The 14,798-nt window shown below is 58.4% G+C and carries 9 protein-coding genes; 3 read left to right on the top strand and 6 right to left on the bottom strand.

What is annotated here, in order from left to right; translation table 11 throughout:
* Nucleotides 1–46 precede the first annotated feature (46 nt).
* Together ACA072_RS28890 and ACA072_RS28885 are read right to left on the bottom strand one after the other, a co-directional pair.
* Nucleotides 47–2,275 carry an autotransporter outer membrane beta-barrel domain-containing protein gene (locus ACA072_RS28890; protein WP_497622173.1) on the bottom strand — a complete coding sequence of 743 codons (2,229 nt, stop codon included), beginning with the start codon at nucleotides 2,273–2,275 and terminating at the stop codon, nucleotides 47–49.
* Between the two features lie 198 nt (nucleotides 2,276–2,473).
* Nucleotides 2,474–5,437 (bottom strand): autotransporter outer membrane beta-barrel domain-containing protein, encoded by a 2,964-nt coding sequence (locus tag ACA072_RS28885; protein ID WP_497622171.1) that lies wholly within the window; start codon nucleotides 5,435–5,437, stop codon nucleotides 2,474–2,476.
* A 207-nt stretch (nucleotides 5,438–5,644) separates the two neighbouring features.
* Here ACA072_RS28885 and ACA072_RS28880 point away from each other — a divergent pair, with 207 nt between their 5' ends.
* A complete protein-coding gene (locus tag ACA072_RS28880) occupies nucleotides 5,645–5,923 on the top strand; it encodes a helix-turn-helix domain-containing protein (protein WP_497622170.1) in 279 nt (92 codons plus the stop codon).
* A 380-nt stretch (nucleotides 5,924–6,303) separates the two neighbouring features.
* Nucleotides 6,304–6,573: a hypothetical protein gene (locus ACA072_RS28875; protein WP_497622168.1), complete on the top strand. Its 270-nt coding sequence runs from the start codon at nucleotides 6,304–6,306 to the stop codon at nucleotides 6,571–6,573.
* Nucleotides 6,574–6,714: 141 nt separating this feature from the next.
* Here ACA072_RS28875 and ACA072_RS28870 read toward each other — a convergent pair whose 3' ends face one another.
* From ACA072_RS28870 to ACA072_RS28860, 3 genes are read right to left on the bottom strand one after another with little or no spacing between them, the layout of a single operon-like run.
* Entirely contained in the window at nucleotides 6,715–7,386 is a 672-nt protein-coding gene (locus ACA072_RS28870) for a GNAT family N-acetyltransferase (RefSeq protein ID WP_497622166.1), read from the bottom strand.
* A gap of 17 nt (nucleotides 7,387–7,403) precedes the next feature.
* Entirely contained in the window at nucleotides 7,404–7,850 is a 447-nt protein-coding gene (locus ACA072_RS28865; protein WP_497622165.1) for a GNAT family N-acetyltransferase, read from the bottom strand.
* Nucleotides 7,851–7,859: 9 nt separating this feature from the next.
* On the bottom strand, nucleotides 7,860–8,483 hold the full coding sequence (locus tag ACA072_RS28860; RefSeq protein ID WP_497622163.1) for an FMN-binding negative transcriptional regulator: 624 nt from the start codon (nucleotides 8,481–8,483) through the stop codon (nucleotides 7,860–7,862).
* Between the two features lie 90 nt (nucleotides 8,484–8,573).
* Between ACA072_RS28860 and pdxR the strand changes: the two genes are divergently transcribed.
* Nucleotides 8,574–10,124, top strand: coding sequence for a MocR-like pyridoxine biosynthesis transcription factor PdxR (gene pdxR, locus ACA072_RS28855; protein WP_497622161.1), 1,551 nt, complete (start codon nucleotides 8,574–8,576; stop codon nucleotides 10,122–10,124).
* A gap of 3 nt (nucleotides 10,125–10,127) precedes the next feature.
* On the opposite strand, the gene ACA072_RS28850 is transcribed toward pdxR, so the two are convergent.
* The gene (locus ACA072_RS28850; RefSeq protein WP_497622159.1) at nucleotides 10,128–14,663 is read right to left on the bottom strand and encodes a dermonecrotic toxin domain-containing protein; all 4,536 of its coding nucleotides are present in this window, start codon (nucleotides 14,661–14,663) and stop codon (nucleotides 10,128–10,130) included.
* Nucleotides 14,664–14,798 lie beyond the last annotated feature (135 nt).

Below are 14,798 nucleotides of genomic sequence, written 5' to 3'. Positions count from 1 at the left end.
CTTTTTTTTCGCCCGGAGTTTCGCGTTGGGGTTATTCAGTCTTGGATCAGAACGCCATCCGCCACTGACCCATTACGCCATGATTGCGGCTGTCAGTGCCGATCTCGCCGTTAAGGCCGACACCCAGCGTGTGTTTCGCTGACAGGCCAAGGTCCAGCCCCGCATCGACCAGCAGGCTGTCCCGGTCCAGCGGAGCACCGGAAACGGTGAAGTTCTTCCCGCCCGTTACCAGTCGTTGGCGAGTGTCACTGTAGATTTCCCCGTAGGTGTGTTTCCAGCCAGCACTGAACCGCGGCGTCAGTTGCATGCCGTTATCCAGTGTGTTGATCTTCGCCAGTCGCAGGCCGAACGTGCTGTTCAGGTTGTTCTGGGTTTGGCCGTGGACTTTCAGTGCTGCCGCGCCACCTTTTTCCGTATAGCCGTCGCGCTGATAGCGTTGGTAGCCAAGGCTGGCAAACGGTTCGATGCTGACATTGGCTCGCCCCAGGTTGTAACCCACTTCCGCGAAGGCCTGTTGGGTGCTGGCATCGTAATGACCCTCTGGGCGATCGCTGAAACCTTTGAAGGCAACCCGACGTTTAGTGCTGCCGTCGTGACTGCTGTAGGTCGCGCCCAGGCGCAGCGACACGGGGCCGTTTTGGCGCAGGGCATAGGCGCCGAGGTGCCAGCTATCGAGATCGCCGTCGAGTTCGCGACTGTCCAGCCGAGTGTCGGACTTGCCACCCATCACACCGATGCGCCATTCCTCATCGACGCTCCAATCCGCACCCAGGAGGAGACCCTTTGTGGACGTTTGCAGAGCGTCGTGGTCGCGATCCAGCGTTCCGCCATGACCCAAGGCTTGTAGCCAGACCCTGCCGTTTTTTTCGTTGCCGGCGGCCAGGCGTGGTGCGTTGGTTCGGTTGCCGGATTTGTTGTAGCCGCTGGCGCTGTCCAATTGGCGCATGGCCGAGAGCAGGGTGGCGCTGACGGGGCTGTCACTGTTCAGGGTTGCCTTGGCGAGGTTGGCGTTGTTGCCGCCGGCAAGTTGTTCAATTGCGTAGGAGGCGGTGACTTTGTCACTACCGAGCAGGGCTTTGACAGCGGCGTTTGCGGGGATGGTCGGTTTTGGTGCTGTGGCTACGGGATTGGTCGCTGATGATGGAGTTGTGGTTGTGGCAGGGTTGTTGTTGCTTGCCGGTGGATTAAGAGTTTCAGCGACAGGTAGTGAGTTCTCAAATGAGGCCTGTTTCTGCGGTATGTCCTGCGGCTCTACGATGCTTTGCGCGAGTTCCTTTCCGTTATCACTGACCGCGGCATTCTCGATGGGCACATCGTTACGGATGAAGATTAGGTCAACTTTCTTTTCTGCGTAATCGAGCTTAGGCGTTAAAAAGGCAAGATTGTTGAGAACTTTTCCAAATTCACCTTCGACTTTATTGGCAACAAGGATGGTGTTTTCGCTGATCACCGGGTAGTCACCGGGGGCTGCAACGATGTTCAGCGTGGCGTCACCAAGACTGGCGGTGCCACCGACTAATATCGCTGCACTTTTGCGATTGGCATCGACCTCGTAGGTCAGCTCTGCAGTTTTCGAAAGCGTTAAGTGACCTGATACTGTCGGGGCACCGTGCATTTTGTCTGAGGTGAACTTCCCGTTTACCTGTAGCGCACCGACTCGACCATTGCCAGCGAATGCACCTTTTTCATCAATGACGACGTCACCTCCAATGGCTCCCGAGTTTTTCAGGATGCCTCCGGATTGCACAGTCACGCCGCCGCCAATCTCGCCAGTGTTGACAAGCGTACCTTGAGCCAGCGCGCCTCCCTTGATATTTCCATCATTGATCAACGTTGCTTTGGGGCGGATCAGGACACCGGTATTGAAGTCACCGGAACCATTCAAGGTCCAGGTACTTCGTTTGAGCTCCAAGCCCTCGAAGCGACGAGTCTCGCCTAGCGTGCCGCCGCTCGCGGTGTCGAGTTGCAGAAAGTTGATACCGCCACCACCGTCAACTGCTCCGGTGAAGCTTCCGCGACTGGATACGATAACCAGATCATTTTCGTCACCAAGTTTGCGATTAACACCATCCGCTACCTTGCTGATCGGGATCTTGTTGGTGTCGGGATCGTTGATGAATGCTTCAAGAGCCGCAATGACCTGGTCTGGAGTTTCGGCCTCAGGCGCGACGGTTTCGGCAGAGATCTGTTGAGCAAGCGTGATTTCACTGCAACCCAACGCAAGCGCAATGGCCAGCGCCAGGTGTTTTGGGCGGAATTTGTGTTGAACGGGCATCGAATCTGACCTCTGTTGAAAAGAGGTCAAACTCTAAATAGAGCGCTTCAATGCCGATGTCAGCCGGTTCCGGCGCGTTTGCGGGCGGTGTCAGATCGTTGTGTAGAAAATAACCGCTCGATTGATCGATGGGATTTTTGGCCGTCCGATCGAAAGACCTTTCTTACAACTATTTAAGACGTCGCCTGCTATCGCAAATCAGAAACTCATCTGCCATTGCCCAATCAACCCATGATTGCGGCTGTTGCTCCCTATCTCCCCGCTGTAACCCACCCCCACCGAATGCCGCGCCGAAATGCCCAGGTCCAGCCCGGCCTCCAGCACCAGACTGTCACGATCCAGCGAGCTGCCATCGACACTGAACGCCGTTCCCCCGACCACAAATGCCTGACGCGTCGAGTTGCTGACATCGCCATACGTATGTTTCCAGCCGGCGGTCATGCGTGGGGTCAGGCTCATGCCGTTCTCCAGTGAACTCAGGTGCGCCAGACGCAGGCCGAAGGTGCTGCTGAAGTTGTCTTGTGTTTGTTCTTCGACCTGCAATGCGGCGGCGCCACCTTTTTCCTGGTAGCTGTCACGGTGATAACGCTGGTAGCCGAGGCTGGCAAAGGGTTCGGCGCTGAGGCGACCGCTGCCCATCGCGTAACCCAGCTCGGCGAAGGCCTGTTGGCTGTCGGCGTCGTAATTACCTTTTGGTCGGTCGCTGAAACCGTTGAAGGCCACGGTGCGTTTGCTTTCGCCTTGATGACCGCTGTACGCGGCGCCGAGACGCAAAGCGAAGGGACCGCTTTGGCGTAAGGCGTAAACGCCGGCGTGCCAGCTCTCGACGTTGCCATCGACCCCCGTGGCGTCCAGATTCGTCTTCGAGTAACCGCCGAGCACGCCCAGGCGCCATTGCGGGTTGAGCGCCCAGTCGGCCCCGAGCACGCTGCCCTTGGTGCGCTGTTCCAGACCGCTGCTGCCATGCTCGCCATCGAGCTTGCCGTAGCCGCCGATGGCTTGCAGCCAGAGTCGACCCTGGGCGTTCGGGTCGTTGAGGTTGCGCGCTTCGGACGGAACGCCAGTGGCGGCAAGCACCGGGGTGTCCCGCTGATCCAGGCCCACCAGCAATCCTGAACCGCCGCCCATTTGTTGCATCGCCGACAGCATGCTGCCGCCGATCTGGCTGCTGGCGCCGAGGGTGGCGCTGGTCAGGTTGGCGTTGCTGGCGCCGGCGAGTTGCTCGATCGCAGCGCCAGCCGTGCTGCTGGAGGTGTTGAGCAGTGCGTTGTAGAGCGCGTTGTTTTTGCCCATCGAGGCGAGGCTGTTGGCGGCGCTGCTGCCGTTGCCGGTGACCGCGAATTCGTTGAACGCGACGTCGTTGCGCGTGTAGGTCAGGTCGACCTGGGTCGGGGTGTACGCGAGGGTCGGCGTGAGGAATGCATAGTCGCTGGTGACCTTGCCGAATGTGCCGTTGATGCTCGCGGCTTGCAGCACGGTGTATTGGCTTTGCCACGGATAGGTGCCGCTGCCGGGGTTCACCGCCAGGGTGGCGCCGTTCAGGCTGGCCATGCCGCCGACCTTGGTCGGCGCGCTGCTGCCGTCGGCATTGACGCCGTAAGCCAAAGTCGCGCCGCTGCCCATGGTCAAGTTATGGGTGATGGTCGCCGTGCCGAGTTGAGTGTTGGTGCGCAAAGTGCCGTTGACCAGCAAATTGCCCACCGAACCACCGCCGGCATACACACCGCCCGCGTCGACGGTCAGGTTGCCGGCGATGCCACACTGGTTGATCAGCGTCGCGCCGTTGCGCACCGCGCCGCCATCGCTGAAATCACCGCTGCCGGTGAGCGTCCAGGCACCTTGCTTGATCTCTAGCCATTCGAAGTTGCGACTCGCGCCGAAGTTGCCGCCCGCGGCGTCGTCCATCACCACACGGTCGTTACCGCTTCCGCCGTCGACCACACCGACGAAGCGGCTGCCATTGCGCAATGTCAGGCTGTCGTTACCGGCCCCAAGATCCAGCGCCAGGCCGTTGCTGCCGCTGATCGTGCCGCCGTTGATCACGCTGTCGGCGAACTCACCGACGAACTTCACACCGAAACCGTCGAGGCCCTGAATGGTGCCGAAGTTCTCCAGAGTGGTCGCGGCCATGCCCGAACCGCCGCTGCCATCGTCCACCAGGATGGCACTGTTGGCGCCGCTGATCAGTGCGTCTTTGGCGTTCAACACGTAGCCGCCGCCCAGCGCGATGCCTTCACTGCCGTTGGCGAAGCCACCCTTGTCGACACCGCCGGCGCCGACACCCTGAATGGTGCCGTAGTTTTCGATGTGGGCGATTTTGTCGATGTCCACGCCATCGCCGTCGCCATTGGCTTGAAGGCCCGAGTACGCGCCGGTAATCGTGCCGTGGTTGATCACAGTGCCGTCGCCATCGGAGCCGAAGCCCGAGCCATTGCGACCGGTGATTTGGCCGTAGTTGGTCAGTGTCGCGCCAAGGTCGGTGGTAATGCCGTGGCGGCCGCCGGAAATGCTGCCGTAGTTGGTCACCGTCACGCCGGTCGCTGTGTCGATGTCGATACCGTCGAACTTGTCGTCAGCGGTTCGAGAGTCGCCGGTAGCGATCTCGCCATAGTTGGTGATCGTTGCGTTGGCGCCGGTCTTCATGCCATCGCTGGCATCCCCGCGAATCAACCCGCCCGCGCGGTTGATGATCGTCGTTTTTACCCCCGCACTGCGCAGCGCATCCAGATCCAGCCCTTGACCGGTGGTGGAGCGGATGATGCCACTGTTGTCGATCAGCAGACTGCCGCTGGCGAAGTTGCTGTCGATGCGCAACGCGTCGTTGAAGCCAAGGATCTGCCCGCCCGCGCGGTTATAAATGCTGTAGTTGCGAGCCTGGGTCAGGTCGCCGCTGCTGTCGATCGCCCGGCCTCCGGTCGAGATGATCTTGCCCGCGTTATCGATCACCACGCCAACACCGCTGGTGCTGTCTTTCAGGCTCACAGTCTTGCCAGCGTTGGTGATGCTGCCCGGCGCGGAGATCGTCAGGGTATCGCCACCACCGAGGGTTTGAGCGGCGGTGGTCGGCGTGGTGATTTGCACATTTTTGAACGGGGCTGCGTGGGCACCGGTGCTGATCAATAACGCAATGCTGAGTGCCAGGCGCTGGGGCGAGGAGGGCATGTGGGACGGCCTTTTTGTTATAAGCGGGCCGTCTTGTATAGCGGAGGGTTTTTACAGAATGATGTATTTGGACTAAGTGCAATCTTTTGCGTTTATTTGGATTAATCAACACATCTGTACGCAATTTAATGGCATGCAGACCTTTTTCAGGGAGCTGGATGCATTATTTTGCACATCGTGATGCTCATTGTGAATGTGGAGTGAAGGATGACGATGACAGTTAGGGAACGGATGATTCTGCTCGACAGCATCCACGAAAGTCTTGCCAATAATTCTCTTACGATTCCTCAGGCAGTTCGTCGCTTAAGGGTCGAGGTCACTGGCCTGCACCAAACCCAGTTCGCGAAGATGTGCAAAATTTCGGTACGCACGCTGCTCCATATCGAGCATGGAGAAGGGAATCCAACACTCAAATCGCTGAATGCAGTTTTCAGAACGTTTGGATTCAAGATGGGAGTGATGCGGATCCGCCCCGATTTAGGCTGATAGGCAACGAACAATGTGGAAGCTCGCGATGACAGTGTTGCTGCCGACCGAGTATTGAGTTCGTTACCTAATTCGATGGCTGATGTAGGACCGTTCTGAGATAAAGAAACGGGTTTTACTTCGCATAGGGGCTCGCCTATAGTTCGCCCGTCGCCGACGAATCGGTGATCGATCTTAGCCGGTCGAACAAAGAGTGCACGGGCGCCCCCTGAAAGGAGGCGCTTTTTGCTGCCTATGTTTTTATCTTTATGGCGGCTGTGCGTGGGACACCTACGGGTGTGCCGGAGTTCTCTTTGTCCGGTCGGCTAACCCGCGTACAGCTGTCACCTAATTTGCTTAGCCGCGAATGGTGGGAGCTCTTAACTCAAAGAGAAATCCCCATGTCCAAATACCACCCGCTTCAAGGCAACTTCAGCGTCGGTCCGACGTTGTATATCGACACGGAAGCTAAAGCTTCCGATCTTCTTGAGACCGCCACACACCGAATTAAAGCTGCGCGCAATTTGCTTAACAGCATCACTTGTTTGTGCGTGAAAGACGCTGAAGGTCATGACCTTGAGCATTTCGCCAATGCTGCGCATATGTTGATTCAGGACGGCTGTGACGCCCTGGATGCGTTGGGTTGGAAGCTGGATATAGCAGTGCGTTAACGAACACCAAAAGTTTCGCGAGCAAGCCGCTCCCACACTGGTTATGTATTGATCACAACAATGTGGTCAACTGAAAACCTGTGGGAGCGAGCCGGCTCCGGGCGGCGCTCCGACGGTCGCGGCAGTGCATTCGCTGACAAATTACCCGCGGCACTCCGCCAACGTGTTCACCTGCCCCGATCCCGCCTGGTTCTCATCACTAAGCCACCGCTCAAACCCCGCGCCAATCGCCGGCCATTCCGAATCCAGAATCGAATACCACGCGGTATCCCGGTTCTGTCCCTTGACCACCATGTGCTGACGGAACACGCCCTCAAAACTGAACCCCAACCGCTCCGCCGCGTACTTGGAGCGGGCGTTGCCGTTATTGCACTTCCACTCCAGACGCCGGTAGCCCAGCGCAAAGGATTCCTTGGCCAGCAAGTAAACCGCCTCGGTACTTTTCGGCGAACGCTGCATGGGGGCACCGAAGGTCACGTGGCCGATTTCGATACGGCCTTGCGCCGGAACAATCGACATCAGACTCAGGATGCCCTGCACCTCACCGCTGGCACGGTCGATCACGCTGAAGAAATACGGATCGCTGTTGGCCGCATGGTTGTTCAGCCAATCGTTGAAAGCGCTGCGCTCCGGAAAAGGACCGTACGGTAAATAGTCCCAGAGTTTCGGGTCCGATCCCGGGCCTTGCAGGGCTTTCCACAAACCCTCGGCGTGACGCGCCGGGTCGAGTTTTTCCAGGCGAATGAAACGCCCTTCGAGGGTTTGAACCGACGGCGCCGGGACGCCTTTCCAGTCTGCGAGTGAAGTCGACATAGTGTTCTCCTTGAACCTTAAAGGGCTTTGCGAAACTGGATGAAACCGGGGCGTTCGGCGATGCGCTCGTAGAGCTGGATCGCGGTGGCGTTGGTTTCGTGGGTCAGCCAGTGGACTTTGCAGCAACCGTCCGCTTTGGCGGTGGCGTACACAAATTCGATGAGCTGGCGGCCGATGCCGGTGCCGCGGGTTTCCGGCGTTACCAGCAGGTCTTGAAGGTAGCAGGAGTTTTCGATGCTCCAGTTCGAGCGATGGTAGATGAAATTCACCATGCCCACCGCTTTGCCATCGACCCACGCCAACGCCGAATGGATCGGTTCATTGCGGTCGAGCATGCGTTGCCAGGTGCTGTCAGTGACAGCCTCAGGCAACTCGGTGTTGTAAAAGCGCAGGTAGGCTTGCCACAGCGGCAACCAGGCAGCGTGATCGTCGGCGGTGACCTGGCGAATTTCAATCTGACTCATGTTCATTCCTTAACGCATCAAGTGGGCGAGGGCCTGGTCGTGCACATCAGGGCTGGCGGCGAGCCCCTCGCGCACACCGGCGATGTCTGCAGTGCTGCGGTTCTGGCTGAGCTTGCGTTTGCCTTGCAGGCGCTGGATCGGCAGGGCGAATCCGACGATGGCTTTGAGCATGCCGTCGATGTAGTCGGCGGGCGCATCAGCAACTTTCCACGGTTGCGCGCGGCCGGCTTCATGACGATCGGTCAACGCGCTGACCAGGCTGAGCAGGCGATCGGCATCGGTGAACACTTCGGCTGTTCCGTAAGCGTGCACCGCGACGTAGTTCCAGGTCGGCACGACTTTGCCGTGCTCGGCTTTGCTTGGATAAAACCCCGGGCTGACGTAGGCATCGGCACCGGCAAAAATCACCAGGGCTTCGGCACCGTTTTGCAGTTCCTTCCACTGGGGATTGCCCCGGGCGAAATGGCCGTAGAGGGTGCCATTCGGGCCCTGCTCAGGATCGAACAACAAAGGCAGATAACTGGCTTGCAGCCCTTGCTCGCCGTGGGTAACCACCATGGCGAGACGGGTGCCCATTATCTGCTCGTGCAGTTCATGCAAATCTTTGATGGCAAAGCCACTGGGGTTGTACATGGAAAAACTCCTTGGCGAATGCCTTCATCCTAGGCAGGCTATTGGTCTGTTGTAAGAGCCATTAATGACCAATTTCATAGGTCCATTGCCATGAGCGAAGCGCCGCTTTCCCTGTCATTCAACCCAGCCGGAATCGAACTCGACCGTCGCCAGGGCCTGAGTCGTCAGCTGTATCAGGCATTGCGCCTGCGGGTGCTCGACGGACGATTGGCCAGCGGCACGCGGCTACCGGCCAGCCGGGATCTGGCAGCCGCGTTGGCGATTTCCCGCAACAGCGTGGTCCGGGCCTACGATCAACTTTACGCCGAGGGTTTTATCGAGGGGCGTGTCGGCGACGGTACGTACGTGGCGCAATTGCCCCAAACCGCGCTGTCGGCGAAAAAATTATCCACAAAAGTGTCCACAGGGTTATCAACAGGGTTACCCACAGCCTTATCCACAAATTGGCTCGATTTACCTGTGTTTTCATCCAGTAAAGTTATCCACAGCGATGCGTTGGTACGCGTTGAGAAGAACCATTTGCCAACGCCGCCAAGTGGTCCGCCCAAAGCCTTTCGAGTCGGCGTTCCGGCATTCGATCTGTTTCCTTTCGAGGTCTGGGCCAAGCTGAACGCGGCTTTCTGGCGCAAACCGGATTTACAGCAACTGTGTTATGGCGACCCGGCGGGCGACGAGCGTTTGCGCGGCATGATCGCCGCGTATTTGCGCAGTTCGCGAGGGATGCAGTGCTCGGCTGAGCAAATAGTGATCACCAGTGGCGCGCAGCAGGGGATCAGCCTTTGTGCACAGCTGCTGGTGGAGCCGGGCGATGGGGTGGCGATTGAGAATCCGGGGTATCGGGCAGCAGGTCATGCGTTCGCCGTGGCCTGTGCGAAACTGCATGGCGTGGCAGTGGACAGTGAGGGCATCGACTGCAACGAATTGAACGGTCTCAGCGATTGTCGGCTCGCGTATGTGACGCCTTCGCATCAATACCCGACCGGGGTGGTGATGAGCCTGGCGCGACGCCTTGAGTTACTGGCCTGGGCCGAACGCACCCAAGGCTGGATCGTCGAGGACGACTACGATGGCGAATACCGCTATAGCGGCGCGCCGCTGGCACCGTTGGCTGCGCTTGACCGGCAGGGCCGGGTTTTGTACGTCGGGACGTTTGGCAAAGTTGCTTTCCCGGCGTTGCGCCTGGGTTACCTGGTGTTGCCACCAACGCTGGTGCAGGCGTTCTCGCAGCGTCGAGCAGTGGACGTTCGGCATTCCGAGGTGAGCACCCAAGCGGTCATGGCCGAGTTCATGGCCGCCGGGCATTTCCAGCGGCACATCCGCCGCATGCGCCGCGCGGCCCTGAGCCGACGCAATACCTTGCTGGCCGGTTGGCCGCAGAATATTCCCGGCATCGGCAGCCTGCCGAGTGTTGCGGCCGGGCTGCACCTGACGGTGGCGGTCGACTCACAGGCCCGCGAGCGCGAACTGGTGGAGCAGGCGGCCAGCGTCGATGTCGAGATCAATGCGCTGAGCAGCTACTGGTTGCCGGACTCGACAAAACCTGTGGACCAGCGCGCCGGGTTGGTCCTGGGTTTCGCGGCGGTGCCCGAAGCGGCCATCACCGCCGCACTCGGGCGACTGAAAAAGGTCTGGAGTCGTTAAGGGTTACGATGCGGTTTCTGCCTGTGGTTCCAGGTCCAGAAACAATTTACGTAACCCGGGATCTTCGATCTTTCTGAACACCCCATCGATGGGCTCGAAGGTCGTCAACGCCTGTTGCTGCTCAGACGACAGCGTTTTCAGATAGTCATCTGAGACTTTCAAATGGGCCGCGGTGGGCGTTTTCGCCGGGCTCGTCAGGGTTTCGTAGTGGAAATGCGCAACCCATAACGGCTGATTGCGGAACTTGTCGAAAATCCGGTATTCCTGGAAAAAGTCGCCGAGCCCCTTTGTCTGGATGCGCCCTCGTTTATCGCGGCTGATGTCGAGCTGCCCGTTTTCATGCATCCATTTGAAAATACTCTGGGTGGGTTTGCGCCGCGTGTACAGGTCGGCTCGAACGCTGACACCCTCCTTGCGAAGGCGGCTGGCCCCATCACGTAGATCGCGGCTCAGCGCAGCAACCGGAATCGGCGATCCTTCGGTCTTCCTGCTGTTGATCAAGGCTTGATCAACACTGTTGGCAGTCTGTTCCAGTTTCAGTGCCCGCTGATCAAACACATCTTGTATGTCGGCAGGGACGCGTCTTGGGAGCAAAGCGTCTTTGCGGGTGCGTTCGATGAACGCGTTCGTGTCCAGGTTCAGCTCAATTCCGGCCTCGATCGTTCCGGCATCATCCAGCAACGCAGTGGGTGGCTGGTAAACGGTGGGAGTGAATGGCTTGAGCGGATCTTCCGCGATTTTTTCGGGCTCATTTTTGCTGGAATCGCGAGGCCGCGTCTTGCGCACTTTGATCGGCTGTCGTGATGTGCCCGGTCGTTCTCGTTCTACTGGCGTTTGCACGGCCATGGGCTCTGGCTCTGGAAGCAATGTCTGTAAGTGGTTTTGTGCCAGCTGCGCGAATTCGGCGATGAGTGATTGCAGATGATCGAGCCTGGATTGCTTGACCAGTCCGGGGTACGTGCCCGGCAATTCCTGAATGCGCTGGTCGGCGTCGGCAAATGTCTCCACGAGACTGTTCAGTTCCTCGACACGCGCCTGCACATTGGAAGGTTCGCCTTCGACTTTCATCAGGTCCGCCACGTGCATTGCGGCCTTCGCGGCACTTGCAGCGATATGTCCCACAGCGTTACGAGCCTGCTGCATCAGGGGGCTGACCTGATCATTGAGGCACAGTTCCTGCGCCATGCCGACCTCGTTGGCTTTGATATCCAGCGTGGTAAACGAAGGCGCCAGTTTTCTGATTTCCATCGCGCGTTCAATGCCAGGTCGTCCGGCCGCGTGCATGTCCTCGAGTACCGATGACGACAGGGTCAGCTTTTCAACCATTTCCTCTCCGATGTCGGACGCTTTCTGCACACTGTCGACGAACGTTTGCAAGGGGACCGGTTCGTTTTGTCCGGCCTTGGTCAAGACGCTGGTGGCCTGAGCGTACTCGGATCGTTTCAGGACAAACCACAAAGACAGATTTTTCTGTAGCACCACACTCATGCGAAGCAAGTCTTCTCTGTAGTACTCCGTCCCGCCGAGGGTGCGCCATTCGCGTAAATGCCCCAGCGCCTGGCGATACTCGCCGATCGTTGCATCCAGTTTCTCCATGTACGCAGCCGTTCGTTGGGCGTAGCTTTCGGCGTTGGCCTGCCGGATGCTGTCATGCAATGTTGTCAGTTCGGTTTCCTTGGCCTTTTCATGGCTTTTGAAGGATCTCAGAACTTCTCCAAGATTGATCCTGCGCTGCTCGTCTGCCGCTTCCTGGTGGCGGCTGAACGCGTTCCCGGCCCCCCCTCGCAAGCGCAAACGCAGGTCGAGTACCCATTGCCCCTTGCCGTTATCCATCAGCATCGGACCATTTCGCGCAGGCTGATCCGGGTAAACGATGTGAACCTCTTCGTCGCCTTTCACGTCGACACAAAACCACCGATTGCCCACTTGGGCGTAGTTTCTGAAGTTATGTTGGTAAAGATGCGGAGGGACTTCCCTGACCTTCGTAACGTCCGCGCTGGAAATATCGGGGGCCGCCACTTTTAGCGTGTCGAGGTAGGTGCCCAGTGCGGTCGGTGTTCGACGTGGGACCGAGCCGGCCAGTTCCACCGAGGAAAGATGATTGGGAGGAAGATCCGGGGCCAGTGGGGTGAGGTTGAGCGTGACGGTCCTGGGCTTGACGACGGTCTCTGCAGCTTTTTCCCTCGTCAGCTGCTCGATCCGGGGTTTGCTAGAAACCCTTTTACGTCGAATCACCGCGTGATGGCTGAGGATAATGCCGATCGCCAGCAGAATATCTGACATCGACGTCCATTCGATGAAGCGATCATCCCGGTCATGGGCATCGCGGACCTGTTGAATCTGATTGATGGTCTGCCAGACCCAGACGGCTGTACCGACCGCACCGCTGAGAAAATTCGAAGCGACATTGAAGAGCGCCCAGCCACTGTCCTTCAATACACTCCAGCGCCGTTCGGCATTGGATTGTACTTTCCGGTCGGCGAGGCTGACCAGCATCCGCGCGTTGCTTTTGAACAGCACAGACAGAATGTCGCCCGTGATCTCGACGCTTTCGAAAACCACGCGCCCGAACTTGTCTGCCCGCTGCAATGGATTGACGACTTGTTCCACGATCAGCCACGGAGAGGGGAGTCCGGTGGGAAACACATACTGGGCGTATTCAAAGCTCAGGTTTGTTTTGGGCAGCCAGGCCAGTACCGAATCCCTGAGGTCGCCGGGTTGATACAACGCGTACAAAAGGTTTTGCCTTGAAGGGAATTGCAGCAGGGGCTCATCGAGCATCGGCCGATAGAGCAGGCAAGGCCCGCGGCGTGCGTCTCGAGGGCTGATAATGAACATGTTGTCGACAGTGTCGCTGCTGCTGATCAAGCGATGTTGCGGCGTCATCGTCAGCGGGAAGAGGGCGATGGTTTTGAGTGTGGTATCGGGATCGAGCAGCTCGCAGACGTATCGGTAGCCGCGTTCGTCCACACCGGTTTCAGGCTTGAATCTGGCTTCCAGTGCCTGGAGAGGTAACAAATAACTCAACTGATCGCGATAGAAGTTTTCCTGACGTCGGGCGGCGACCGGGTCATCCAAAAGCTTGGGCTTGATCAGTTCGGGGTAGGCTTTGCCAACGTCCACTTGCGCTGACAGGGTAGTAAGAAATTCAACGGTCAGCCAATCCGGCACCGTCCCCCCACCCTTGAAAAATACGCTCGCCATGTAGGGCGCTTCGTTCTCCAGAGCGAACTCGGCCAGGGTTTCAATGCGCTGATCGAGCGGGTTGGGAAGGGTGAAATTGTCGGCGGTAAAACTGTTGGTGATTTTGATCCGCAGATCATCCAGCGCAAGATCGGCGACGCCAACCGCCAGTGGATCCGCGATGATCGCTTCACGCATCTGCCGCTGGGCGTGATCGGTGATGGACGGAATTTCTGCTTTGGCCAGTTTGCTGTCCGGTTGCCGATACAATTTGCCCAGTGCGCTGATGTAACGGCTGTAGTCCTGGATATCGTCGGAGGAGGCGTGGCGCAACCACTCGGGAATCGCGTTGTCCAGTTGCAGGAATCGCGCTTTTTCGTTGAGGTCGAGCCCGGTTTCAGGCTCGACCTTGTCGTCTGCCGGTGCGTCAAGAAACTGCAACGAGCTGATCGCATCCATTTGTGACGAGACCAACGCCCACGCCATGTGATCGAAGACGTTGCCTTCCGGTTCGTAAAGCCGCCACGTCAGACCGCGTCCTGCCAGTTGATCCTCCAGGCGTGCGGGAAGCGAGTTACCCAGTCCTTCCATCGAACTGAAAGACTCGTACGCGCGCTCGATGGTGTACATCACCAGCAGGTTGCGTTTGCGATACGTGGCCTTGAGCACCAGGGCGCCGCCGATCAATAGGTGACGGGTGGTGTCATTCTCGACGGTATCGATATCGAGAAGGCACGCCTCAATGACGGAAAATTCGCTGTTTACATTTTCACGGGTGGTTTTGTCCGGGGCGTTGGACACCTCTCGCGCCATCGCGCATTCATCGGCGTCCCAGCCCTTGACCGTCTGCACATTCAACGCTTTGCGCAAGGTGTCGGAAAGCTCCTGCCAGCGGGGGATCGCATGTCCCTTGTCATTCCAGAATTCCAGTTGCCGTACTTGAGCCTCGACGAACAGCCTCGACGCCGAGTCATTGAGCATCTTGGCAATATCCTCAATGCTGACGGCGAGGTGAACCGGGTTTTCGCTGTCCGGTTCAAGGGTCAGGAAGTGCTCGCCTTCGAGATAGTTGGCCGTGGTTCCATACAGGCCCTGGCGCATCAGTGCCAACGTCAGTGATTCGAACGTGGTCGGGCCAGCCTCGACATGATCGACCACGATGAGCCATTGAGGCGTGCCGACGAAGGCGTTATCAGGATCAATCTGCAATTCTGGCCAGGATCTTTCCAGCGTCTGGCGCAGCAGATGCGAAGCCACTTCGCTGAGCGTGGGGCTGTGGCTGGTCAGGCTCACCAGGTCACTGGTTTCCACCAAGGGCGCCGAATCAATCCGGGACGATGAAGTGTTGTTGCTCATGGCGAATACCTGGGCGCAATGACGAGGCCGGGACAGCCTCTTGGTGCATCGAAGGTAATCAGGCGTCGGCTGCCTGGGGTGGTAGATATATATCGCAGGCAAAAAAGACCCGCGAATGCGGGTCCAGGGTTCAGC

This window comes from Pseudomonas sp. LBUM1656, from assembly GCF_059716065.1.
Note: the sequence above shows the minus strand (reverse complement) of the source record. Positions and strands in the feature narration are given on the sequence as shown.

Coding starts and splice junctions, on each gene's coding strand:
- ACA072_RS28890 (WP_497622173.1), bottom strand. CDS start 2,275: ATGCCCGTTCAACACAAATTCCGCCCAAAACACCTGGCGCTGGCCATT.
- ACA072_RS28885 (WP_497622171.1), bottom strand. CDS start 5,437: ATGCCCTCCTCGCCCCAGCGCCTGGCACTCAGCATTGCGTTATTGATC.
- ACA072_RS28880 (WP_497622170.1), top strand. CDS start 5,645: ATGACGATGACAGTTAGGGAACGGATGATTCTGCTCGACAGCATCCAC.
- ACA072_RS28875 (WP_497622168.1), top strand. CDS start 6,304: ATGTCCAAATACCACCCGCTTCAAGGCAACTTCAGCGTCGGTCCGACG.
- ACA072_RS28870 (WP_497622166.1), bottom strand. CDS start 7,386: ATGTCGACTTCACTCGCAGACTGGAAAGGCGTCCCGGCGCCGTCGGTT.
- ACA072_RS28865 (WP_497622165.1), bottom strand. CDS start 7,850: ATGAGTCAGATTGAAATTCGCCAGGTCACCGCCGACGATCACGCTGCC.
- ACA072_RS28860 (WP_497622163.1), bottom strand. CDS start 8,483: ATGTACAACCCCAGTGGCTTTGCCATCAAAGATTTGCATGAACTGCAC.
- pdxR (WP_497622161.1), top strand. CDS start 8,574: ATGAGCGAAGCGCCGCTTTCCCTGTCATTCAACCCAGCCGGAATCGAA.
- ACA072_RS28850 (WP_497622159.1), bottom strand. CDS start 14,663: ATGAGCAACAACACTTCATCGTCCCGGATTGATTCGGCGCCCTTGGTG.